General features: G+C 66.5%; 19 protein-coding genes. 15 read left to right on the forward strand and 4 right to left on the reverse strand.

Features of this window, described 5'->3' with window-relative positions:
- The first annotated feature begins 15 nt into the window (after window positions 1–15).
- The 4 genes from OU998_RS13755 (at window position 16) to OU998_RS13770 (ending at window position 4072) form a co-directional block, all read left to right on the forward strand.
- The gene (locus tag OU998_RS13755) at window positions 16–1455 is read left to right on the forward strand and encodes a hypothetical protein (protein ID WP_267514211.1); all 1440 of its coding nucleotides are present in this window, start codon (window positions 16–18) and stop codon (window positions 1453–1455) included.
- Window positions 1456–2421: 966 nt separating this feature from the next.
- Entirely contained in the window at window positions 2422–2619 is a 198-nt protein-coding gene (locus tag OU998_RS13760) for a DUF2093 domain-containing protein (protein WP_267514212.1), read from the forward strand.
- On the forward strand, window positions 2616–3479 hold the full coding sequence (locus OU998_RS13765) for a M23 family metallopeptidase (protein ID WP_267514213.1): 864 nt from the start codon (window positions 2616–2618) through the stop codon (window positions 3477–3479). The genes OU998_RS13760 and OU998_RS13765 overlap by 4 nt, the downstream gene beginning before the upstream one ends.
- A gap of 83 nt (window positions 3480–3562) precedes the next feature.
- Window positions 3563–4072, forward strand: a complete 510-nt coding sequence (locus OU998_RS13770; RefSeq protein ID WP_267514214.1) for a response regulator — start codon at window positions 3563–3565, stop codon at window positions 4070–4072.
- On the opposite strand, the gene OU998_RS13775 is transcribed toward OU998_RS13770, so the two are convergent.
- Both OU998_RS13775 and OU998_RS13780 read right to left on the reverse strand, forming a co-directional pair.
- Window positions 4051–4929: a lysophospholipid acyltransferase family protein gene (locus OU998_RS13775; protein ID WP_267514216.1), complete on the reverse strand. Its 879-nt coding sequence runs from the start codon at window positions 4927–4929 to the stop codon at window positions 4051–4053. The two genes, OU998_RS13770 and OU998_RS13775, sit on opposite strands and share 22 nt — an antisense overlap.
- A 58-nt stretch (window positions 4930–4987) precedes the next feature.
- Entirely contained in the window at window positions 4988–5758 is a 771-nt protein-coding gene (locus OU998_RS13780; RefSeq protein WP_267514217.1) for an SDR family NAD(P)-dependent oxidoreductase, read from the reverse strand.
- A 108-nt stretch (window positions 5759–5866) separates the two neighbouring features.
- On the opposite strand from OU998_RS13780, the gene OU998_RS13785 reads away from it, so the two are divergent.
- The 4 genes from OU998_RS13785 (at window position 5867) to OU998_RS13800 (ending at window position 9603) form a co-directional block, all read left to right on the forward strand.
- On the forward strand, window positions 5867–7141 hold the full coding sequence (locus OU998_RS13785) for an EAL domain-containing protein (protein WP_267514218.1): 1275 nt from the start codon (window positions 5867–5869) through the stop codon (window positions 7139–7141).
- A 153-nt stretch (window positions 7142–7294) separates the two neighbouring features.
- Window positions 7295–8164 carry a TIGR01459 family HAD-type hydrolase gene (locus OU998_RS13790; RefSeq protein WP_267514219.1) on the forward strand — a complete coding sequence of 290 codons (870 nt, stop codon included), beginning with the start codon at window positions 7295–7297 and terminating at the stop codon, window positions 8162–8164.
- Window positions 8165–8203: 39 nt separating this feature from the next.
- Window positions 8204–8665, forward strand: a complete 462-nt coding sequence (locus tag OU998_RS13795) for a MaoC family dehydratase (protein ID WP_267514220.1) — start codon at window positions 8204–8206, stop codon at window positions 8663–8665.
- Window positions 8665–9603, forward strand: a complete 939-nt coding sequence (locus OU998_RS13800) for a bifunctional riboflavin kinase/FAD synthetase (protein ID WP_267514222.1) — start codon at window positions 8665–8667, stop codon at window positions 9601–9603. Before OU998_RS13795 ends, OU998_RS13800 begins: the two co-directional genes overlap by 1 nt.
- Window positions 9604–9933: 330 nt before the next feature.
- Here OU998_RS13800 and OU998_RS13805 read toward each other — a convergent pair whose 3' ends face one another.
- A complete protein-coding gene (locus OU998_RS13805) occupies window positions 9934–10464 on the reverse strand; it encodes a gamma carbonic anhydrase family protein (RefSeq protein ID WP_267514224.1) in 531 nt (176 codons plus the stop codon).
- A 312-nt stretch (window positions 10465–10776) separates the two neighbouring features.
- Between OU998_RS13805 and OU998_RS13810 the strand changes: the two genes are divergently transcribed.
- The 7 genes from OU998_RS13810 to OU998_RS13840 all read left to right on the forward strand — a co-directional run bounded on the left by OU998_RS13810 (window position 10777) and on the right by OU998_RS13840 (window position 23147).
- Window positions 10777–11568 (forward strand): PhoH family protein, encoded by a 792-nt coding sequence (locus tag OU998_RS13810; protein ID WP_267516801.1) that lies wholly within the window; start codon window positions 10777–10779, stop codon window positions 11566–11568.
- 722 nt (window positions 11569–12290) lie between these two features.
- Window positions 12291–14462, forward strand: a complete 2172-nt coding sequence (locus tag OU998_RS13815) for a beta-glucosidase (protein ID WP_420709838.1) — start codon at window positions 12291–12293, stop codon at window positions 14460–14462.
- Between the two features lie 48 nt (window positions 14463–14510).
- On the forward strand, window positions 14511–17678 hold the full coding sequence (locus tag OU998_RS13820) for a TonB-dependent receptor (protein ID WP_267514226.1): 3168 nt from the start codon (window positions 14511–14513) through the stop codon (window positions 17676–17678).
- A 72-nt stretch (window positions 17679–17750) separates the two neighbouring features.
- A complete protein-coding gene (locus tag OU998_RS13825; RefSeq protein ID WP_267514227.1) occupies window positions 17751–19280 on the forward strand; it encodes a tryptophan halogenase family protein in 1530 nt (509 codons plus the stop codon).
- 8 nt (window positions 19281–19288) lie between these two features.
- A complete protein-coding gene (locus tag OU998_RS13830; protein WP_267514228.1) occupies window positions 19289–20845 on the forward strand; it encodes a tryptophan halogenase family protein in 1557 nt (518 codons plus the stop codon).
- Between the two features lie 66 nt (window positions 20846–20911).
- Complete coding sequence (locus OU998_RS13835; protein ID WP_267514229.1) at window positions 20912–21958, forward strand: LacI family DNA-binding transcriptional regulator; 1047 nt, start codon at window positions 20912–20914, stop codon at window positions 21956–21958.
- A 103-nt stretch (window positions 21959–22061) separates the two neighbouring features.
- Window positions 22062–23147, forward strand: a complete 1086-nt coding sequence (locus OU998_RS13840) for an acyltransferase family protein (protein ID WP_267514231.1) — start codon at window positions 22062–22064, stop codon at window positions 23145–23147.
- 18 nt (window positions 23148–23165) lie between these two features.
- Here the strand turns inward: OU998_RS13840 and galE are convergent, their stop codons facing one another.
- Window positions 23166–24155: a UDP-glucose 4-epimerase GalE gene (galE, locus tag OU998_RS13845; RefSeq protein WP_267514232.1), complete on the reverse strand. Its 990-nt coding sequence runs from the start codon at window positions 24153–24155 to the stop codon at window positions 23166–23168.
- Window positions 24156–24270: the final 115 nt, after the last annotated feature.

Genomic DNA, 24270 nt, shown 5'->3' on the forward strand with positions numbered 1-24270 from the left:
GGAGGGTCTGGTCGCATGAACATCCGCTCGCTCGCGAAAGTCTCGCTCCTCGCGGCCTTCGCCCTATCCGCCGTCACCGCCTTGCCCGACCCGGTTCAGGCTCAGGTCGCCGCAAAGGTCGAGGCCCAGACCCGGCCCAATTTCGGCGTCCTGCTGGAGCCGCCGACTCGCAGCCGGCCGCGCGCCCATCGCCGTTATGACTACGGCCGGTATCGCGGCCCCGACTGGCGCCCCCTGCCCCGCCCCCCGCACCAGGAGGAGGTCGTCCTGGTCGATTGCGGCGGCAATCCCGGTTCGGGCGCGATCGAAAGCGCGGTCCAGCGGGTGCGCCCCGGCGGCACCTTGATCATCCGCGCCCGGGCCGGCGCCTGCGTCGGCTGGCTGAACATCGACAAGCCGATGACCATCATCGGCGACAGCGGCTTTGATCCGCGCCGCTGGGATGCGGCGACCCCGACCCTCCAGGCCCCGGACGGCCTGCCCTGCCTGACCGTCGCGCCCGGCGTCCGGGTCGAGGTCCGCGACCTGGTCTTCGCCTCGCCCCGCGCCGGCGACGCCGCCTGCGTGGTCGGCTACGACGCCGAGATCGTCATGAACCGGGTCGGCTTCCGCCACGCCGGGGACGAGGCCGCCATCTACGCCGACGGCGGTCTGTTGGACCTGCGCGACGTCCTGATCGACGCCCGCACCGTCTCGGCCGCCATCGTCGCCGACGGCGCCGCCACGACCCTTTATGAGACCGCCATCACCGGGGCCCAGTCGGGCGTGGATCTGACGCCGGGCTCGGGCGCCCCCTCCACCCTGACCTCCGTCACCCTGATCGGCTCGGAACAGCCGAACAATTTCGGCCCCCGCGCCATCGGCGTCATCGTCCGATCCGCCCGCGACTACGGCCAGGTGGCTATCAGCAACGCCAAGATCTGCGGCTATGTCGAGGGCGTGGCGGTCGAGGGCGCCTCGGTCTCGGTCTCCAACAGCCGGATCTGCAAGGGCGACAAGGGCGCCGTCCTCTACAATGGCGAGCTCGTCTTCGATCAGAACCGCGTCCGCGTCAGCCAGATCGGCGTCGCCGCCGTCTCGGGCCGCGCCGTGATCACCGGCAACAGTTTCGCCGGCGTCCGCGACGCCATCTATGACGAGGAGCGGGCCAGTATCCAGGCGCGCAACAACCGCGTCTGGTCGCGCGACCTGTGCCGCCCCCGCTTCGAAAACCGCTACCGCGACCGCTACGCCCCGTCCTGGAGCGCCGGCAACGGCTTCTACGACTGCCAGCAAACCCCCTATCCCCGCGACTGGTGGGAGAACGAAGACGGCCAATACGTCAATGACGCCTACGCCCTGGACGGCTACGACCGCTACCAACAAGGCTACGGCTGGTACGACCGCGACGGCCGCTACATCCCCGACGACCGCCACCGCGGCGACGACCGCTGGCGCCGCAACGGCTGGTTCTAGGCCACACTCACCTCCCCGTCGGCGAAGGCCGGCGGGGAGGACAGGCGGGAGCGTCAGCGAACGCCAGGAGGGGGCGACTCGGTGTTTGAAGCTGGGTCGGTCATCCCCACCGCCGGAGTCGCCCCCGCCTGGTCGCAAGCGCGACCTGTCCTCCCCCCGCGCCTTCGCGCGCGGAGAGGTGACGCCATTTCATTCACCTCCCCGTCGGCGAAGGCCGACGGGGAGGACCGGCGAGAGCGTCAGCGAACGCCAGGAGGGGGCGACTCGGTGTCAGACGCCGCCCCGGTCATCCCCACCGCCGGAGTCGCCCCCGCCTGGTCGCAAGCGCGACCTGTCCTCCCCACGCGCCTTCGCGCGCGGAGAGGTGACCCAGCGCGCACAATGACGCTGGTCCGTTCCCAAAGATTTCAACGCTCTATAAGAATCTCACCCCGACTTCCGCGCCATAGAAGCCGGCGCCCTTATCCTCCTCTCATCCCCGCCGATGGGGAGGGCGTCGGATCCAGCGCCCTGACGGCGGCGGGGCTGTGGTCGAGCGATGAAGCCGGTGGGGAGGAGACCGCCGGGGTCCTTAGGGGCGGCGATGGATGCCGTCTCCTGCTCGCCGCACGCTTCGGAAAGCGAACCGCTGTCGATTTTCAATCGGCATGTCCGCCCCGGCGAAGCCGTCGCAAGACGGCCCGCCGATCCGGCAAGGCTCGAAGGCTAGGGCCGCCAGCCGGAGCGCGTGTGGAAAACGACCACGTGGGACGACGACTGCGCCGAAACGGTACTTAAAACTCCAAACCCCGGGTGCAGACCCGGCGTCCCACGCCCTCCCCGAACTTCGCTGCTCAGCCGCGAAGACGCAGCCAATTCACCACACTCCAAACCCCACGCCCCAAAAGGAACCCCCAATGCCGCATGCCGACAGACGGCGTGAAACTCTCCTTGGCCTCAGCGACCGATCATCGTTAACTGGCCCCCATGGACACGACCCTTTCCGCACAGGCGACCCTTCACTACGGCGACGGCGAATTCGCCGTTCTGAAACCCGGACGCTTCGTCCGCTGCGCCGTCACCGAACAGCCGATCCCGCTGGAGACCTTGCGCTACTGGAGCCCGACCCGGCAGGAGGCCTATCTCGGCCCGGCCGAATTCATCGCCGGGATGAAGGCCGGGTGATCGGACGCCGCTCCCTGCTGCTGGGCGTCGGCGCAACCCTCGCCGTCCCGCACAGATTGGGCGCCCATGTCCCGGCTCCAGGCGAACTCGACCTGATCCTGAACGGCGCCTGGCGTCAGGGCGGCTACGCCCTGGGCCGCACCGAACCTCGCGCCCTGATCTTCGTGGACGGCGAGGCCCTGTCCACCGCCTCGGCCGACGGCCGCTTCGTCGTCGGCTTCGACCGCGACGCCCCCGCCGGGGTCGAGATCGCGGTCCGATCCGGCGCCCGCTCCGGCGACCGCACGACCCGCCGCGTCCTCGACATCGCCCCCCATGTCTTCCCCTCGACCCGGGTCGACGGCCTGCCGCCCGCCACCGTCGAACCCAGCGACCCCGCCCTGCTGACCCGCATACAGCAGGAACTGGCCCTCAAGACCGAGGCCTTCGCCAGCGACGCCGACACCGACGATTTCCGCGACGGCTTCATCTGGCCGCTCGAGGCCTTCCGCATCTCCAGCGAATGGGGGGCGCAGCGCGTCCTGAACGGCACGCCGGCCCGTCCCCACTACGGCATTGATCTCGCCGCCCCCGCCGGAACCGTGATCCGCGCCCCGGCCGACGGCCGCGTCATCTTCGTCCGCCCCGACATGCATTTCGAGGGCGGCCTGACCCTGATCGACCATGGACAAGGCCTGATCAGCGCCTATCTGCACCAGTCGCAGCAGGACGTGGCTCCAGGCCAGACCGTGCGGCGCGGCGATCCCCTGGGTCGTGTCGGCATGACCGGCCGCGCCACCGGACCGCATTTGTGCTGGCGCCTGAAGTGGCGCGACCGCAACCTCGACCCCTCGCTACTAGTGGGCGTCCACGCACCCTGACGCAGCCCCGACAACAACTTCAACGCTTGCACGGGTAAGGATAACCCCGTATTGTCAGACCTCGCTTCGGTGGGAGGCTCCGGATGTCATTGCTGCGGTCGCTGAACGTTCTGGTGGTCGATGACCAAGAGCATATGCTGACCATCGCCTCCACGATTCTGCGCGCCGCCGGCATCCGCAGCGTTTACGAAGCGAGCGACGGCGCTGCGGCCCTCAGCATTCTGGGCAGCAAGCCGGTCGATCTGGCCCTGGTCGATTACAACATGTTCCCGCTGGACGGCGACGAACTGACCCGCCGGGTCCGAACCGGGGCGGACGGCGGCAACATCTACCTGCCCATCATCATGATGAGCGGCCATGCCGAAAAAAGCCGTATCCACGCCGCCCGCGACGCCGGCGTGACCGAGTTCCTGGCCAAGCCGCTGACCGCCAATTCGATCATCGAGCGGATCAAGGCGGTCATCCTCAACCCCCGCCCCTTCGTCAAGATCGACACCTATTGCGGCCCCTGCCGCCGCCGCAAGGAAGCCGCCAACTACGACGGGCCGCTGCGTCGCGGGGTCGAATCGGATCAGTCGTTCAGCGCCGCATAGACCTTGTCGGGCCAGCGCCGGTGGACCCAGAACCAGTCTTCTGGAACCTCGCGGACCCGATCCTCGACGAAGCGGTTCACGGCCTGGACGCCGGCCAGGATGTCCGCGTCCCGATCCCCGGTCTCGGCCACCCGGATCGGCTCATGCGCCGTCACCCGGAACCGCACCCCCGGCAGACGCACCACCGACAGCGGCTGGATCACCGTGTCGAACTTCAGCGCCAGCCGCGCCGCCCCCGGCGAGGCGTTGACCGGCTGATCGAAGAACGCGACCTCCGGCCCCTGATTATATTTCTGATCGACCAGCAGGGCGATGGAATCCCCCCGCTTCATCCCCGCCATCAGCTCCCGCGTCCCATCGCCCTTCGGCGCGAACAGGCGGATGCCGTAGCGCTCGCGGCTCTGGCGGATCAGGGCGTCGACATAGGGATTGTTCGCCGCCCGATAGGTCACCTGGCACGGCAGGCCCGAAGCCATGATCACCGCCGCCATCACTTCGAAATTGGCCAGATGGCCCGAGATCAGCACCGCCGCCTGGCCGCTGTTGCGCAGGGCGTGCAGCCGCTCCATCCCGACCACCTCGACCCGCCCGCCCTCAGGCGTCAGCCGATCCATGACCGCCAGCTCGGCGAAGGTCCGCCCCGTCCGGTCCCACTGCTCCAGCGCCAGGGCGTCACGCTCTGCGTCGCCCATGTCCGGAAAGGCGATCCGCAGATTGCGCATCACCGTCTTCTGCGTGCCCGTCTTCGGCCCCAGGGTCCGCAGCAGCCAGCCGCCCAGGCCCGAGGCCCGCTCGACGCCGAGCAGGCGCAGGAACGAAAACAGCGCCTGGAAGCCGAAGGCCTCCAGGCGCCACATCAAATCTTGTCGCACATTTCTGGCGCTACCGCCCTTCGGGCTGCTTGAGCGCGTTTTCTTACCAGGCAATCGTCAATCCACCGTCCACCACAAGGGTCTGCCCCGTCACATAGGCCGAAGCGGGGCTGCACAGATAGACCGCCGTGCCGGCGATTTCATCCGGCTGACCGATCCTTTTCAGCGGCGCGGGCTCGGCCACCGTCTTCAGCAGCTCGGGATTCTCCCACAGATATTTGGCGAAATCGGTCTGGACCAGGCCCGGGGCGATACAGTTGACCCGCACGTTCGACGGCCCCCACTCCACCGCCAGGTTCCGCACCAGCTGCATATCGGCCGCCTTGGAGATATTATAGGCCCCGATCAGGGCGTTGCCGCGCAAGCCCCCGATGGACGAGATCACCAGGATCGCCCCGTCCCGGCGCTCCACCATCTGCGGCGCGACCATCTGGATCAGCCAATGGTTCGAGATGACGTTATTCTGCAGGATCTTCTCGAACTGATCATCGGCGATCCCGCCCATCGGCCCGGCATAGGGATTGGTCGCGGCGTTGCACACCAGGATGTCGATCTGGCCGAAGGCGGCGTTGGTCTGATCCACCAGCCGCTGCAATTCCGCCTTCGAGGCGATATTGGCGGGAACGGCGATGGCGCGCCCCTCGCCGTACTTGCCGTTGATCTCGGCGGCGACCTCGTCGCAGGGGCCGGCCTTGCGCGAAGAGATGACCACCTTGGCGCCGTGTTCAGCCAGCCGCTCGGCGATCGCCTTGCCGATGCCGCGCGACGAGCCGGTGATGACGGCGACCTTGCCGGTCAGATCGAACAGTTCCATTGCGTTTCCCTTGGGTTCCGCCGGGTTATTTGCACCCCGGCTCTAGCCGAACGACATTGATAGCCTGATACTCAGGCGATTCCATCCGGGAGTGGCCACCGCCAGCCGATGCGTAACCTGACTACGGGCTTTTTGTTTTTCGCCTATCTGTTCCTCGGCATGACCGTGGGCGCCTTCCTGTGGCGTGCGGGCTTGGGCGCCGGCGCCGGCGTGGCGGGGGCGCTCGGAGCCCTGGGTCTGCTGGGCGCCTTCCACGGCATCGTCACGGGAATGGCGGCCCGTCGCGCCCTGAAGAAGGAGATCGATCAGGTGCGCGAGGCCCATCGGTTGCTGGCCGACGCCATGGAATCGACCCAGGGCGCCCTGACCGAACTGGCCCACGCCATCGAGAGCGGCGCCTTGACCGACACCGACGCCCTGACCGGCGAGGTGCGGATGCTCGAGACCCTGGTCCAGCAGATGAGCGACAGTATCGACCATCGTCTGTCCAGCGCGCCCAACATCGGCGTCGAGACCTTCGAAGGCCGCCGCCTGGCCCAGTCCAACGTCCTGCTGCGCACCATCCATGAGGCGCTGAGCGAGGGTCGGGTCGATCTGTACCTCCAGCCGGTCGTCTCCCTGCCCCAGCGGCGGACCATCTTCTATGAAAGCTTCACCCGCCTGCGGGATTCGACCGACCGGGTGATGATGCCGGCCGAGTACCTGTCGCTGGCCGAGGGCGAGGGCCTGGTGCCGGCGATCGACAATCTGCTGCTGTTCCGCTGCGCCCAGATCGTGCGCCGGCTGGCGCGGCAGGATCGCAAGGTCGGGGTCTTCTGCAATGTGGCCCTGACCTCGCTGGGCGACGACACCTTCTTCCCGCGCTTCCTCGAGTTCCTGAGCGAGAACCGCGACCTGAACCAGGCGCTGATCTTCGAACTGGGCCAGGCGAACTTCGACGCACGCGGCGCCATCGAGGCCCGCAACATGGCCAAGCTGGCCGATCTGGGCTTCCGCTTCTCGCTGGACAAGGTTCAGACGCTGGACCTCGACTTCGCCGACCTGCAACGGGCGGACGTCAAGTTCATCAAGGTCTCGGCCGACCTGCTGATCGAGCAGTTGCTGGATCTGGACGGCGGGGCGCCGCTGCGGTCCATGCCCGACATCCAGGCCGCCGACTTCGCCGCCCTGACCCGCCGCTACGGGGTCGAGGTGATCGCCGAAAAGGTCGAGTCGGAACGCCAGATCGTCGACATCCTGGAGCTGGACGTCGGCATGGGACAGGGCCACCTGTTCGGCGAACCCCGCGCCATCAAGGAAAAGGTCCTGGCCGAAACCGACCCGCCGGCGGAGTTCCTGCGCTCGACTCTGCGCAGCGCCGAGCAGCGGCGCCGGTTCAGCTGAACCTCTTCCCTTCTCCCCTTGCGGGAGAAGGTGGCCGAGCGCAGCGAGGTCGGATGAGGGGTTACCCCCTCTGACCTTGAACGCTGTAACACCCCCTCATCCGGCCCTTCGGGCCACCTTCTCCCACAAGGGGAGAAGGGCTATGGGATGGTCATGACCCTCCCCCACGCCCTGCCTCACCTCGGCGCCGTCGCCGGCGACTACGACATCCTGCTCTGCGACGTGTGGGGCGTGATCCACAACGGGCGCGAAAGCTGGGCGGCGCCGTGCGAGGCCCTGATGCGGTTCAACCGCGAGGGCGGGCATGTGGTGCTGATCTCCAACTCGCCGCGCCCGGCCTCGGATGTGATCGCCCAGTTGGACGGGCTGGGCGTGCCGCGCGAGGCGTGGAAGGCCTTCGTCACCTCGGGAGACGCCACCCGCGCCGAGCTGGCCAAGCGGGCGCCGGGGCCGGCGCTGCTGCTGGGGCCAGAGCGCGACGCGCCGCTGTACGCCGGTCTGGACCTGGACGTGGCGAGCAACGCCGCCGAGGCCGCCTTCGTCTCGGTCACGGGCCTTGTCGATGACGAGGTCGAGACGCCCGAGGATTATCGCGAGCGGCTGACGGTCGCCGCATCGCGCGATCTGGAACTGATCTGCGCCAACCCTGACCGGGTGGTTCAGCGGGGCGACCGGCTGATCTACTGCGGCGGGTCATTGGCCGACCTGTACGAATCGCTGGGCGGCCGCGTCGTCATGGCGGGCAAGCCCTATGCGCCGATCTATGATCTGGCGATCCGGGAGGCGCAGGCCCTGCTGGGGCGGCCGGTCGATCGGTCGCGGGTCCTGTGCATCGGCGACGGTGTGGTGACCGACGTCATGGGCGCCAACGCCCAGGCCCTGGACTGCCTGTTCATCGCCCAAGGCATCCACGGCGACCAGGCCAAGGGCGAGGACGGGACGCTGGATCCGGCCCGCGCCGGCGACCTGTTGAAGGCTGAAACAACATATGCGCGATACGCCGCGCTCGAACTGGCCTGGTAAGGCTCGCCATTTTGTCGCACCGCAGCTAAAGCCTGATCCATGGTCGAATTGGTACAGCAGCATCCGTCCGGTGGTTACATCCTGGACGAACTTCACGTCGGCATGGCCGCGGAAAAAATCGTGGTCGCGACGGAGGATCGCATCCGGCTGTTCGCCGAGGCGTCCGACGACTTCAACCCCGTCCACCTGGACGAGGCCTTTGCGTCCAAGACCGCCTATCGCGGTCGGATCGCACACGGTCTGCTGAGCGCCTCGTTCGGCTCGGCCGTGGTCGGGACGATGCTGCCGGGCGCCGGGTCGATCTACATCTCCCAGACCCTGGCCTTTCATCAACCGGTGCGGATCGACGATGTCGTCCGCATCCTGATCACCGTGATCGAGGTCGAACCCGAGAGCGCGCGGGTCAAGCTGAGCTGCGAAGGCTTCGTCGGCGAGACTATGATCATGGACGGCGTGGCCGTCGTCCGCGTGCCCCGCCGGCGCAAACCTTCCCAGCGCTGATGCAGATCGTCCGCGACTGGCGCGACGTGCCGGACGCCCTGAAGGGCGCGGCGGTGGCGGTCGGCGCCTTCGACGGCGTGCACCGGGGACATCAGTCGGTCATTGCCGGCGCCAAGGCGGCCGCCGAGCGCCTGGGCGCGCCCTTGGGCGTGGTCAGTTTCGATCCCCACCCGCGTCGCTGGTTCCAGCCTGAGGCGGCGCCGTTTCGCCTGATGACGGCGGACCAGATGGCCCAGGCCCTGGCGCCGCTGGGCGTGGACATCCTGTACGTGCTGCCGTTCGACGGCGAGATGGCCGGCATGAGCGACGCCGACTTCGCCGAGCGCGTGCTGTCCGAGGGCCTGGGCGTCCGCCATGCGGCGGTCGGCTTCGACTTCACCTTCGGCAAGGGGCGATCAGGCTCGCCCGAGGCGCTGAGGATCTATGGCGAACGGCTGGGCTTCACCGTCTCGGTGGCCGAGCGGCTGGACGACGCCGACGGGCTGAAACTGTCGTCCAGCGCCGTGCGCGAGGCCCTGAAGGCCGGCGACATGAAGCGGGCCGCCGCCATACTGGGCCGACCCTTCGCCATCCAGGGCCAGGTGATCCACGGCGACAAACGCGGCCGCACCATCGGCGTGCCCACCGCCAATATGCCGCTGGGCGATTATATGCGGCCCGCCTATGGCGTCTATGCGACGCGCAGCCGGCTGGCCGACGGGCGGGTCGTCGATGGCGTCGCCAGTCTGGGCGTGCGGCCCATGTATGCGCTGGAGACGCCGCTGCTGGAGGTCTGGCTGTTCGACTTCGACGGCGACCTGTACGGCCAAATCATCGAGACGGAACTGGTCGCCTGGCTGCGGGGCGAGGAAAGCTTTGACGGGCTGGAGGCCCTGAAGGCCCAAATCGACGCCGATGCGACGGCGGCGCGGGCGGTTCTGGCGGGGTACCGTCTCTAATCGGCGCGGCGCCGATGGATCGGGCGCTGAAATGGACGGAATCCACTCGATAAAAAAACAGTCTATTTTCGTACAATCTTCGCGGCCAGTGCAATTTGGCCATGGGATTGTTTTTTAAGAACAAAAAACTGCACCCTGTGCAAAGGAGTGCAATTTCAGGGATTGAGAAAGCGCAGAGCGGCGCGTCTCGGCCGGCAATGGCTCGTCCGCAACGATGTCAAAGACCCGGGCGAAAGCCCCACCCGAATCCTAACCTGGATCCAGAGACCGATAGGTCGATGGGCGAATTATTTCTCAAGCCCCTGAAAATCAGGCGCTTTGCCTTTCAGATTAGGAAATCTGGCGCAGGTCCGCCGCGAACCGTTTCCAGTTCTGGACATAGTGTTCGGCCGACATCTGGAGCACGGCGATCTGATCGGGATCGCGTTCGCGCACCACCTTGCCCGGCTGGCCCACCACCAGACTGTTGTCGGGGATGATCTTGCCCTCCGTCAGCAGGGCGTTGGCGCCGATGATGCAGTTACGGCCGATCTTGACCCCGTTCAGCACCACCGCCCCGATGCCGATCAGGCTGTAGTCTCCGACCTCGCAGCCGTGCAGCATGGCCTGGTGGCCGACGGTGACGCCCCGGCCCAGGGTCAGGGGCGAGCCCATGTCGGTATGAAGGACGCTGCCGTCCTGGATGTTGCTGTCAGGACCCACTGTGATCGGCTCGTTGTCGCCGCGCAGCACCGCCCCGAACCAGACGCTGGCGTTGGGATGCAGAATCACGTTCCCAATCACGGATGCGCTCGGCGCCACCCAGTATTCGCCCTCAGGCGGAAACTGAGGTTTGCTGTCGCCTAAGGCGTAAATGGTCATCAGAACGCCGCCTAATATTCTAAAAACGAGGGCTTTAACAGATTTCTAACCACGATAGCATCTAACTGTTGATGCGATTCGCAGGCCGCCATTTCGGCCCCGGATCCGAAGCCGGATCAAGCCCGATCCGGTCAGTTGTCGGGGCTTTCGCTTGGCGCGTTGGGATCCTGGTTCGGTTGTTCGGCGGCGGGTCCATCCCGTTGCGGACGGCCCAGCTGTCGATCCGGGCGGTCGCCGTGACGCGGGCCGCGACCTTTTCCTCCCCAAGACCAGCCAAGGCGGAACCCCTATGGGTCCGCCTTTTTTCATGCCCTGGAGGCGTCCATGACCAAGCGTGCGGCAATGAAGCGTCAGTCCCGTGAGAGCGGTATCCTCGATTCTCGGGAGTTCATCGAGGAGTCGAAGGTTCGCCGGCTCCACAGCCCTCACAACGAACGATCCGGGTGGTCGCCCCACCCGTCCAACGATGATCGCGAGCAGGGCTATCTGAAGACGCTGAAGCCGAAGTCGGAGGGCCAGATCGAACTGATGGCGGCCATCGACGCGCACAATCTGGTCATGGCCCTGGGTCCGGCAGGCACCGGCAAGACCTATCTGGCCGTGGCCAAGGCGGTCGAGGCGCTGGAGGCCGGCAAGGTCGGCCGTATCGTGCTGAGCCGTCCCGCCGTCGAGGCCGGCGAGTCCATCGGCTTCCTGCCGGGCGACATGGAGGACAAGCTGGCCCCCTATCTGCGCCCCCTCTATGACGCCCTGTCGGATCGGCTGTCGATGAAGCGGGTCAAGGCCCTGATGGCCGAGGGCCTGATCGAGATCGCGCCCATCGGCTATATGCGCGGCCGCACCCTGAACAACGCCTTCATCGTCGTCGACGAGGCCCAGAACTGCACATACGTCCAGCTGAAGATGTTGCTGACGCGGCTGGGCTGGCACTCGACCATGGTGGTCACCGGGGACCCGCAGCAGTCCGACCTGTTGCCGGGCATTTCGGGCCTGTCGGACATCTCGGCCCGGCTGGAAGCCATCGACAATATCGCCGTGGTGCGGCTGGCCGAACGCGACATCGTGCGCCACCCTCTGGTCGCCTCGATGATCGGTGTGCTCTGAGCCGGGGTTCGCCCTCAGGTTTTAAGGGGCCGACGCACCTCGACATCACGGATGCGGCCTGATGAGGGGCCGGGGATGAGACCCATCCCCGGCCCTTGCGTCATTCGCGATCGCTCCGCCTGCCTATTTCGCGCGCCAGGCGTTTGTGTCCAAAATGGCAAACAGTCCTGAGCGAACGAACCTCGGACAGGGCGCTGGCCGCCGCAGCAGCGGGTCCGACAGAGAGGCGGTCGTCCAGTCAAACGCTTGAATAAAAATAATAATTTCTCCAACATATAGCCCGCAGGCTTTCGCCGCCCTGAAACGACATGTGAAGCCCCGCCCCTCATACCCGCGTTCGATCATGTCCATTTCGTGTTGTGAACGCTCTCAATACATGCTTACCTAGGCTTGCGAGGGGCCGAAGAGCCTCCGCACAGGGAGCGGAAGATCATCGGCCTCATCGGTCGGCGAAATCTGGCGTCACAGACGTCATCCGCAAACATGATCGAAAAGCCTGCTGTCGCGGGCGATGCTGACGGCTGTCCGCCGCCATCATGGATTGTGTGCGCCGCCTCCCAACTCTTGTCCTGACGGCGGTCGCCGTCGCGGAGTAGGTCTTGGGGGACGTCTTGAAGTTTCGTACGCCGTCGCGGATCAGCCGTCTCGCCCTGGCTCTGGCCATAGGCGCAGCGCCGCTTTCCGCACTCGCCCGCTCGCCTGAAGCCGCGACCGTCGCAGCGATGGCGGACCTGACGGAGACGGACGTGGACGCACGGGCCGACGACCTGTTGTCGCGGATGACGCGCGACGAAAAGCTTCAGCTGATCCACGGCTATTTCCCGCCCATGGCCGAGCGCACCCCCGACGCGCCCGTCGCCGACATGATCCCCTCGGCCGGCCACATCCCCGGCATTCCTCGCCTGAGCATACCGACGCTGCGCGAGAGCGACGCCAGCCTGGGCGTCGCCAACCAGGTCGAACAGCGCAAGGGCGACGTCGCCACCGCCCTGCCCTCCAGCCTGGCCACGGCCGCCACCTTCGATCCCGAGATCGCCTATGCCGGCGGGGCCATGATCGGGTCCGAGGCGCGGGCCAAGCGGTTCAACATCCTGCTGGCCGGCGGGGTCAACCTGACGCGCGATCCGTGGAACGGGCGGAATTTCGAATATCTGGGCGAAGACCCGCTGCTGGCCGGGGTCATGGCCGGCGAACATATTCGCGGCGTCCAGTCGAACCGGATCGTCTCGACGATCAAACACTTCGCCTTCAACGCGCAAGAGACCGGGCGGATGATCATGGACACGCGCCTGGATGAGGCGTCCCTGCGCGAAAGCGATCTGCTGGCCTTCCAGATCGCCATCGAGCGGGGAAACCCCGGCGCGGTCATGTGCGCCTATAACAAGGTCAACGGCGACTGGGCCTGCGAGAACGACTTTCTGCTGAACCAGGTGCTGAAGCGCGACTGGGGCTATGACGGCTGGGTCATGTCGGACTGGGGCGCCGTCCACTCGACCGAGAAGGCGGCGCTGGCGGGTCTGGACCAGGCCTCGGGCCAGGAGCTGGACCGGGCGCTCTATTTCGACGCGCCGTTCCGCGCGGCCCTGGACGCCGGGCGGATCCCCGAGGCGCGGCTGGACGACATGGTGCGCCGCCTGCTGGTCGGCCTGATCGAGACGGGGGTGCTGGACGCGCCCGTGGTTACGACCGAACAGCCGATCGACTACGCCCGGAACGCCGAGGTCGCTCAGCGCGCGGCCGAGGCGGGGATCGTCCTGCTGAAGAACGAGGGCGGGGTCCTGCCGCTGGCCAGGACGGCGAAGCGGATCGTGCTGATCGGCGGCCATGCCGATGTCGGCGTCCTGTCGGGCGGCGGGTCGTCCCAGGTGCGGTCGGTCGGCGGGGCGCCGGTCGAGATTCCGCTGACCTCGGGGGCGGCGGCCTCGTTCGCGCGGATCACCTGGCATGCGTCGTCGCCGCTGAACGCCGTCCGCGCCGTCGCGCCGGACGCGACCGTGACCTATGTGGACGGCAAAGACCCTGCGGCGGCGGCTGCTGCGGCGCGGGCCGCCGATATCGCCGTGGTCTTCGCCACCCAATGGACGACCGAGGCCCAGGACGTCGAGAGCCTGTCGCTGCCGGACGGGCAGGACGGACTGATCGCCGCCGTGACCGCCGCCAACGCCCGGACAGTGGTGGTGCTGGAGACCGGCGGGCCCGTGCTGATGCCCTGGTTGGAGAAGACCCCGGCGGTGATCCAGGCCTGGTATCCCGGCCAGCGCGGCGGCGAGGCCATCGCCCGTATCCTGTTCGGCGAGGTCAATCCGTCCGGCCGCCTGCCGATCACCTTCCCCGCCTCGGCCGACCAGGCGCCGCGCCCGACACCGCCGGGGCTGGCGGAGATGAAGGCAGTTGATGCGGCTGCGGCCGCCAACCCCGGCGCGCCACAAGGGGCGGAGTTGCAGCCCTTCGCCGTCGAATACGTCGAGGGGTCGGACGTCGGTTATCGCTGGTACGCCCGCGAGGGCCGCAAGCCCTTGTTCCCGTTCGGCTACGGCCTCAGCTACACCCAGTTCGCCTATTCCAACCTGGCGGTTTCCAGCGCTGACGGCGTCAGCGTCAGCCTCGATGTGACCAATACCGGCGATCGAGCCGGGGCCGAGGTTCCGCAGCTGTATGTCGCCGCAGGCGATCACCCCCGACGTCTGGCGGCCTTCGCCCGCGTGAGCCTGGCGCCGGGCGAGACACGCCGCATCGTACTGACCGCCGAGCCGCGCATCCTGGCCGAGTACGACACCGCCCTGCCCGGCTGGCGGATCGCGCCGGGCGACTACCGCATCACCGTCGCCCGCGACGCCGCCGAGGCGGGGTTGAGCGCGACGGCCACGCTTTCAGGGTCGACCATCAAGCCTTGAACCAATGCCGCACAACAAAACGCGGCGCCAATGAGGAGGGAGAACGAGATGAGAATTTACAAGAGGCCCATGATGGCCGCCCTGCTGGCGAGTTCGGCGCTTGTCGCGCCGGCCTATGCCCAAACTGGGGCCCAGGTCGCGGAACAGGCGCCGATCCCGGCGCCCCAGGACCCGACCGAGATCGGCGAAATCGTCGTCACCGGCATCCGCGCGTCGCAAACCCAGTCGATCAACGTTAAGCGCAACGAGACCGCCATCGTCGACGCCATCTCGGCGGAAGACATCGGCAAACTGCCCGACGTCACGGTCGCCGACGCCCTGCAACGGATCGCCGGCATCCAGATCCGACGCTCCGCAGGCGAAGGCTCGACCGTCAATATCCGCGGCCTGCCGCAGGTCGTGACCCTGTTGAACGGCGAACAATATCTGAGCCCCGGCAACCTGGGCAGCGCCCAGCCGAACCTGAACGACGTGCCGTCGCAGCTGATGAGCTCGATCGTCGTGTTCAAGTCGCAGGACGTGTCGAACGCCCAGTCGGGCATCTCGGGCACCATCGACCTGCGCACCCGTCGACCGATGGACTTCAGCTACGGCACGACCGTGACGGGCGCGGCCGAATACCAGACCGGAGAACGCACCCGTCAGGACGACTATCTGATCAACGGCCTGCTGAACTGGCGCGGCGACCGGATGGGCGCGATGATCTCGGGCGTCATGAGCAACTCGAACCTTGGCAACAACTACGCCGGTTCGGCCGGCAGCCTGCTCGGCAGCAACGACTGGGGCGGCTCGGGCAACGCCTGGTTTGCACCTCACGGCTATGAGATGTTCAACCGCGTGGTGGAACGCGAGCGGATCGGCCTGAACGCCGCCTTCCAGTTCGACATCGAGGACGGCATCCGCCTGACGGCCGAAGCCTTCTACACCAAGCAGGACGAGTATAACCGCGCCGCCGGCCTGAACGTCTCCAACCGCTGGAGCGGCCTCGGCTGGCTGACGCCGACCGAGTCGACCGACACCGGTCTCGGCTGGCTGGACGTCGAGGAGTATGATGTCGACGCCTGGTGGGTGAACTCCTTCACCGTCAACCGCGTCACCAACAACGAGTCCAAGAACTTCAACCTGGAGCTGGACTACGACAAGGGCGGCCCCTTCACCTTCAACGCACGCGCCATCAAGGCCGACGCCTCGCTGCTGAGCATGAACGGCCAGGTGCAGGGCGACCTGTCGAACTGGCAGTATAATTCGGATCGGGCCTTCACCCTGTTCCGTCAAGGCGCCGACCGCACGCGCGGCACCTTCTTCCCCGCCTCGATCGCGGCGCTCTATCCCGCCTCGCAGTATTCGAACGGCGTGGTCGGCAGCCAGGGCGGCCGCTACATCAACCCGAACCCCCTGGGCTACGGCGCCGATCCGCAACTGCACATCGACACCGGCGGCTCGACCCTGGCCTGGAGCGGTTTCCAGAACAACATCACTGGCGGCCTCGGCAATGTCCCGCTGAGCCAGTATATGGCGAACCTCGACAGCTACACGGTCGGCGCCTATTCTTCGGAAAACAACCAGCGCAACAACTCGGATCTGACCGTTGTCCGGTTCGACGGTTCGTATGAGTTCCAGGAAGCCCCGGCCTTCGGCTTCCTGACCCGCGTCGACGCGGGCGTCCGCCACAGCGGCCGTGAAGTCGAAATCACCAACTTCCACCTGTTCTCGGAATTCTACGCCGGACAGGGCGCAGGCAACCAGGCGGGTTGTTCGGCGCAGTGGAAGGCCATCGACGTCGTGATGGACAACGCCCAGTGCCAGGCGGGTGAATATGTCACCAACCCCGGCTTCAACTCAGCCCTGGCGGTCGATGCGACGCCCAGCAGCTGCACCGCCGGCACCGTCTCCAACACCCCGACCTGCTTCCAGGGCTATACCGTCAACCGGCCCACGCTGCTGCGCGAGAACAACAACACCTACTTCCTGACCGACTTCGGCTCGGTCGCCTCGGGCATTCCTGGGGTGTGGGTGGCGGATCCGCGCGACTTCGACGACCCCCGCGCCTTCCAGGAGCGGGTGTTCGGCAACGCCTTCGACGTGATCATTCCCGGCAACTCGTATGACGTCGACCTCTATGAGGACAGCGCCTATGTGAACGGGGCGATCGAGTTCGGCCAACTGCACGGCGACGTCGGCGTGCGTATGGTCCGCACCGAACTGCGTGTCCGTCAGAACCAGACCGGCGATGTCCGCGCCTATGGCGACACCAACAACGACCTCGGCGACACCCTCACCAGCCGCAGCTACACGGATTGGCTGCCGTCGGTGAACCTGGCCTATGACTTCACCGACAAACTGAAGCTGCGCGGCGCCTTCGCCAAGACCATGATCCCGCTGGATCTGGGCAACTACGGCGGCGGCGTCACGATTTCGACAGCGGACTCCAACGGTCCGACGCCATCGGATCCGACGGCTCCGCCGCGCGGCATCCGTCGTGTGACCGGCGCCACCCTCTCCGGCAGCCCGGATCTGAACCCGTGGCGTTCGGACAACTACGACCTGACGCTCGAGTATTATTACGGCCCGGCGACGATGTTCAACATCGCGGCCTTCCGCCTGAACATCGAGAGCTTCGTCACGCGTCAGACCATTCCGCAAAGCGGGGAGTATCCCGACGCGGACGGCGTGGTGCGGCGACTGGTGGATGTGAACCGTCCGGTGCAGGGCGAAGGCGGCCAACTGCAGGGCGTTGAAATCGGCGCCAAGATCGGTCTGTCGGACTTCATCGATACGCCGATCTGGTCCGACTTCGGCTTCGACGGCAGCTACACCTACTCGGACAGCTCATCGAACGAGACCATGCTGGACGGGAATGAACTGCCCTTCCAGGATAACTCCGAGCATTCGCTGAACGCTGCGGTCTGGTACCAGGGCGACAAGCTTCAGGCCCGCCTGGCCTGGAACTATCGCACGCCGCGCCTTAACAGCACCCTCGGCACGACTTTGGACGGCGAGGCGGTGAAGATTCCGATCTATCAGGACACGTCGCAATACGTGGACGTGAACGTGACCTACGACGTCAGCGATATGGTCACGATCTACGCCAACGGTTCGAACGTCCTGGGCGAAATCGAGGAATACTACCTCGAGTTCAAGGACGGCGCGAAACAGTTCCAGAGCCGCAACGAGTTCGAGCCGCGTTACACCATCGGCGTGCGCGCTCGCTTCTGATCTCTTTCCTGAGCCGACTGGCCGGCGACATTCGTGTCGCCGGCCTCTTTTTTCGCCTATTGGTATCGAGCCATGGATGAGATCGACGATCCTCGCATCCGTTCCGTCGTCATCGTGGGTGGCGGCACCGCCGGCTGGATGACGGCTGCGGCCCTGGTTCAGCATTTCCGCACAACCCCGCTGAAGATCACCGTGGTCGAGTCCTCGGACATCGGCACGATCGGCGTGGGCGAGGCGACCATTCCCACCATCCGCCGCTTCTATGCCCAGCTGGGCCTGCGCGACGACGACGTGATGCGCGCCACCCAGGCGACGTGCAAACTGGGTATTCGTTTCCTCGACTGGTCCGGCCCCGGCTCGGACTTCATCCACCCCTTCGGCCTGTACGGTCAGGACGTGAAGGGGATCGGGTTTCATCATTACTGGCTGAAGCAGCGCCGCGCGGGCGACCTCGCGCCGCTGGCGGCCTATTCGCTGGGCGCGGCGCTGGCCGCCGGCGGGAAATTCACCCTGCCCTCGCCCAATCCGCCGTCGTCGTTGTCGGTGTTCGACTGGGCGCTTCATCTGGACGCCAGCCTGTTCGCCCAGCATCTGCGGACCTATGCCGAGGCCGGGGGCTGCGCCCGGATCGACGCCCGTATCCGCTCGGTCGAGCTGCGGCCCGAGGACGGGTTCGTGCGCGCCCTGACCCTGGACGATGGCCGCGAGGTCGAGGGCGATATGTTCGTCGACTGTTCGGGCTTCAAGGGGCTGGTGATCGGCGAGGCCCTGGGCGTCGGGTTCGAAGACTGGGGCCGCTGGCTGCCGTGCGACGCCGCCTATGCGGTGCAGAGCGAGAACCGGCCCGGCGACGCGCCGGCGCCCTTCACCCGCGTCACCGCCCGGTCGGCCGGCTGGCAGTGGGGGATTCCGCTGCGCCACCGGGCCGGCAACGGCCTGGTCTTTTCCAGCGCCCATCTGAGCGACGATCAGGCCCTGGCCGAGCTTATGCCCCATCTGCTAGGCGATCCTTTGACGGAGCCGCGCCGCATTCCCTTCCGTCCCGGCCGTCGCGCCCAGGCCTGGGCCAAGAACTGCGTCGCCATCGGCCTGTCGGCGGGCTTCCTGGAGCCGCTGGAGAGCACCAGTATCGCCTTGATCGAAACCGGGATCGAGCGGCTGAAGGCCCTGTTCCCCGACCGCCGCTTCGCCCAGCCGATCCTGGACGAGTTCAATGATCAGACGGCGCGCGAGATGGAGCGGGTCCGCGACTTCATCATCCTGCACTACAAGCTGAACCGGCGAACCGACACCGACTTCTGGCGCGACTGCCGCGCGATGGCGATCCCCGAGACCCTGGAGCGCAAGATCGCCCTGTGGACCGCGCGGGGTCAGTTCGTCCGCTATCGGTGGGAGATGTTCCACCCGGCCAGCTGGCTGGCCATCTATGACGGCTTCGGCCTGTACCCAGACAGTCACGATCCCGCCGTGGACGCCATGGACCCGGCCTATCTGGCGCGCAGCCTGGCCGAGATGCGCGCCAATATCGCCGACCTGGTCGCCCGCACACCCGACCACGCCCAATTCCTGGCCGGGCTCGATCCCGCCGCCTCTGCCGCATGAGACCCGACATGGACCAGCCCCGCCGCCCCCTGAAGAAGATCTGCATCGTCGGCGGGGGCACCGCCGGCTGGATCGCCGCCGCCCTGATGGCCGAACATTTCAAGGGGCGGATGGCCGAGATCGAACTGGTCGAATCCGACGATATCGGCACCATCGGCGTCGGGGAATCCACCGTGCCGCCCTTCCTGGAACTGCTGGCCAAGCTGGGCGTCGATGAGCGGGACTTCATCCAGAAGACCCAGGCCAGTTTCAAACTGGGGATTCAGTTCGAGGACTGGACGCAGAAGGGCGAAAGCTATTTCCACCCGTTCGGCGCCATCGGGGTTCCGGTGGATGTCAGCGACTTCTACCCCGTCTGGCTGAAGGCGCGGATGCACGGCTATGACCGGCCGCTGATGGACTTCGCCGCCTCGGCGCGGATGGCGGCCCAGGGCCGGTTCATGCTGCCCTTCAAGGCCCAGCGCACCCCTATCGGCGGCGCCGTCTACGCGGTTCACGTCGATGCGAAACGGGTGGCCCGCTATCTGCGCGACTTCGCCGAGGCGCGGGGCGTCAAACGCACCGAGGGGATCGTCGAGGATGTGATGACGCGGCCCGACGGCTTCGTCAGCGGCCTGAAGCTGAAGTCGGGCCAGACGGTCGAGGCGGACTTCTTCATCGACTGCACCGGCTTCCGCGCCCTGCTGATCGGCAAGACCCTGGGCGTCGGCTATACGGACTGGTCCGAATGGCTGATGTGCGACCGGGCCATCGCGGTCCAGACCGAGAATGTCGGCCCGCCCCAACCCTATACATTGGCCCAGGCTCAGGACTGCGGCTGGCGCTGGCGGATTCCGTTGCAGCACCGCACCGGCAACGGCCACGTCTTCTCCAGCCGGCATATGTCCGACGACGAGGCCACGGCCGTCCTTTTGGCGCAGGTCGAAGGTCGCCCGGTGGTCAATCCCATGGTCGTGCCGTTCAAGACCGGGGTCCGCGAGAAGATCTGGGACAAGAACGTTCTGTCCCTGGGCCTGGCCAGCGGTTTCATCGAGCCGCTGGAATCGACGGCCATCCACCTGATCTATCGCGGCATGGACTTCCTGTTCCGCCTGATGCCGGACCTGGATTGCGATCCGAACCTGGCGGCCGAGTACAATCGGCGGATGGCGGTGGACTATGAGGAGATCCGCGACTTCATCATCCTGCACTACGCCCTGACGCGACGGGACGACACGGCCTTCTGGCGGCAATGCCGCGACATGGTCCTGCCCGCGGGCTTGCAGCACAAGCTGGATGTCTTCCGCGCCAACGGCAGCCTGGTCGAGGCGCTGGACCCCTTGTTCCGCAATGTCAGCTGGTATGCGGTCATGGACGGCATGGGGGTGAGGCCCAGGTCCTATCCGCCGCTGGTGGACCGGATCGATTTCGCCGGCCTGACCGACGAGATGGATCGCGCCGCCGATATATTGAACGCCTTCGTCGCCGACCTGCCGACGCACCAGGCCTTCATCGACACCCATTGTCCGGCCCCATCTGCGGATCTGGCCGTTGACCTGCCCGCTCCATTGGCCGTCCCGGCCTGACATTGACGCGCTTGCCTTGGCGCAACCAAGGCTGACACAATGGCGCAGGGGATAAGGGATCAGAGTTTGCGTCGCGCCGTCACCATCAAACACGTCGCCGCCGAGGCGGGCGTTTCGCTGCAGACCGTGTCGCGAGTGATCAACAACGAGCCGAATGTTCGCCCGGTCGTGCAGGAGCGGGTGCGCGCCGCCGTGGCCAAGCTGGGCTATGTTCCCAGTCTGGCGGCGCGGAGGATGGGCGGCTCTCGGTCCTTTCTGCTGATGGCGCTGAACGACCGGGACCGGACCATCGAAGGCTGGAAGTCCGGGGAAGGCACCGACTGGGTCGATCAGATGCTGATGGGCGGCATGCTGAAGTGCGAGGCCCACGGCTATCGGATGATCTTTGAACTGGTCGACACCCATTCCGACCATGTGGATGCGGCGGTGCGCGGAGCTATCGCCGCCCTGCACCCCGACGGCGTGATCCTGACGCCGCCGCACAGCGAGAACCCGGCCATTACCGGCCTGCTGAGCCGGCTGGGTCTGCCCTTCGCCCGCATCGCCTCGATCGCCGAGGGGGACGGGTTCGCCGTGTCGATGGACGACGCCAAGGCGTCCGCCTTCGCCGTCGATCACCTGCTGGGCCTGGGCCACGTCCGCATCGGCTTCATCACCGGCAGCGAGGAATACGCCGTCAGCGGGGCGCGGCTGGAGGGCTATCGCCAGGCCATGGCGGCCTCGACGCACGGGCTGGACGAGACGCTGATCGCCCAGGGCGATTTCTCGTACGAGTCGGGCGTCGCCGCCATGGAGACCTTGCTGGCCCTGCCTTCCCGGCCCACTGCCGTTCTGGCCAGCAACGACCGCATGGCCCACGCGGCTTTGCGCACAGCCAAGCGGAACGGCCTTTCCGTCCCCGGCGACCTGTCGGTCATCAGCTTCGACAACACGCCCCTGGCCCGGTTCGCCGACATGACCGCCGTCATTCAGCCCATTGCCGAAATGAGCGCCGTCGCCGCCGAACTTCTGATCCGCTCCACCGCCGGCGAGGCCGAACTGCCCCGGCAGAGCATGGTGGATTTCGGCTTTGCGCCGCGCGGGTCGACGGCGGCGCCGCCACGCCCGAAGTGACTATGGCGACATCGGCTGCAGGCTAAAATCGGCAATCTTCAACGAACCATGTTCCCTGAGACGTGAAAGATCGCTAGGTTCAGGCGAGACGTCGGGGGGCGGGTTGACCAAAATCGACAACTTACAGGTGCTGCGGTTTGGGGCGGCGGCGGCCGTCGTTTATTCGCACGCCATGGATTTGGCCATTACGCGGCTAGGGCAGACAACGCTCATTCCCGCCGACAGCACTCTGCACCATCTGGGCGGCGCGGGCGTCGATATATTTTTCGTGCTAAGTGGTTTTATCATCGCCACGATCGCGCGGGGCCAGCACGGCGTCGCCGCGTCAGGCGCCTTCCTTTGGCGGCGTTTCAAGCGCGTGGCGCCCATGTACTGGCTGTTGTCACTACCGACGCTGTTCAGCAAGGCGCAGGAACAGGCGCTCGTACCCGCACAGCTGATCGCGACCTTTCTCTTCTGGCCGTTCAGCGGTCTGACCATATCGTTTCCGCTTCTGGGTCCAGGCTGGACGCTGTGTTTCGAAATGCTGTTCTACGTCGCCTTCGCGGCGGGCATCGCCTTTGGCGGCCGATTCATCTGGCTGCTGGTGGCAGGGTATTTCGCGGCGCTAGTAGCGGGATTTCTGGTGGAAGCGCCGCCCTTGAAGTTTCTCGGCTCGCCTCTGATCCTCGAGTTCCTGCTAGGGATCGTCATTGCAAAAACCTGGCGCGGGCTCCCGCTTCGGGAGGCCAAGTTTGTGCTGGCGCTCGGCGCTTGCGCCCTGCTCGCACCGCCCATATTCACGTCATTGGAGGTTGATGTCGCGGCCTCAATGAACGAAGCCGTCGGCGGCCTTTGGCGTGTGGCGATCTGGGGCTTACCGGCCGCGTTGATCGTGCTGGCGGCCGTTCGCATCGAGAACCCCGCCAGCGAAGCCGGCCCCTTGCGGCGAGCGCTGATCTTCCTCGGCGACGCATCCTACGCCATCTACCTCGTCCATACGATTGTGCTGCGGGGATTTGGGCAGGTCGTCGAGAAGACTCATATCTCCGTTCCCGGCGATGTGGTCGTTATCGTCGGCGTTATCGGGAGTATTGTCGGCGGAGCTCTGGTCCATGTTTGCCTGGAGAAGCCGCTGCTGCAGTTGATGTCGGGCAAGAAGTTGACCTGGCCGAAACTGCCTTTGCGAAGCGCGCACCCCGTCATCTAAGCCGCACTAAAACCAGCGTCAGCTCAAGGCCCGGTCCCGCTCAGCCGCATGCCAACGCCAGGCGGTGCGAACAATGTCGTCCAGGGTCCGGGTCGGGGCCCAGCCCAGCACCTCGCGCGCCCGGCTGTTGTTGGCCACCAGGCAGGGGGCGTCGCCGGCGCGGCGCGGCGTGGTCTCGACCGGGAAGGGCTGGTTGGTGGTGCGGCGGATGGTGTCGATCAGCTCCTTGACCGTCGTGCCCGTGCCGGTGCCCAGGTTGAAGACCGTCGTCTCGCCGCCCTCAAGCAGATATTTCAGCGCCCGCACATGGGCGTCGGCCAGATCCATGACGTGGATGTAGTCGCGCACCGCCGTGCCGTCGCGGGTGTCGTAGTCGTCACCGAACAGTTTGAAGCCCTGACGCTGGCCCAGGGCCGTCTGTAGTGCCAGAGGGATCGCGTGGGTTTCGGGGTAATGACGCTCGCCGATCCGGCCCTCTTCGTCCGCCCCAGCGGCGTTGAAATAGCGCAGGCAGACCGAGCGGAAGCCAGCGTAGGTCGAATAGTCGGCCAGGGCCTGTTCGACCATCAGCTTGGTCCGGCCATAGGGGTTCAGCGGCGCCTGGGGATGGGTCTCGTCCATCGGCAGCCGCACCGGGTCGCCATAGGTGGCGCAGGTCGAGGAAAAGACCATGACCTCAATCCCGCCACGCCGCGCCGCCTCGATCAGGGTGATCGCTCCGGCGACGTTGTTCTCATAGAAGCGGCCGGGCTCCTTGACCGATTCTCCGACCTCGATCAGTGCGGCGAAATGCAGAACCGCGACAGGTTTGTGCTGGGCGATCACTTCGTCCAGACGCGCGGCGTCGCGGATGTCGCCGGTCTCGAGCTCGCCCCACTGGACGAAGGCGGCGTGGCCATTCGACAGATTGTCATAGACGACCGGCCGGAACCCCGCCTGCGACAGCGCTAGACAGACATGCGAGCCGACGTAGCCCGCCCCGCCGGCAACCAGGACCGTGTCGTTCATTGTGATGTCTCCGGATGCGGAGGGCGGCGATACCGGCCTCATACCCGCGGAGTCTAGGGCTTTCGCCGTGGCCTGCAACACCCTCACACTCGAGCGGACCGAACCGTGTTCATGC

It is taken from the genome of Brevundimonas sp. SL130 (genome assembly GCF_026625805.1).
Lineage (GTDB): Bacteria > Pseudomonadota > Alphaproteobacteria > Caulobacterales > Caulobacteraceae > Brevundimonas.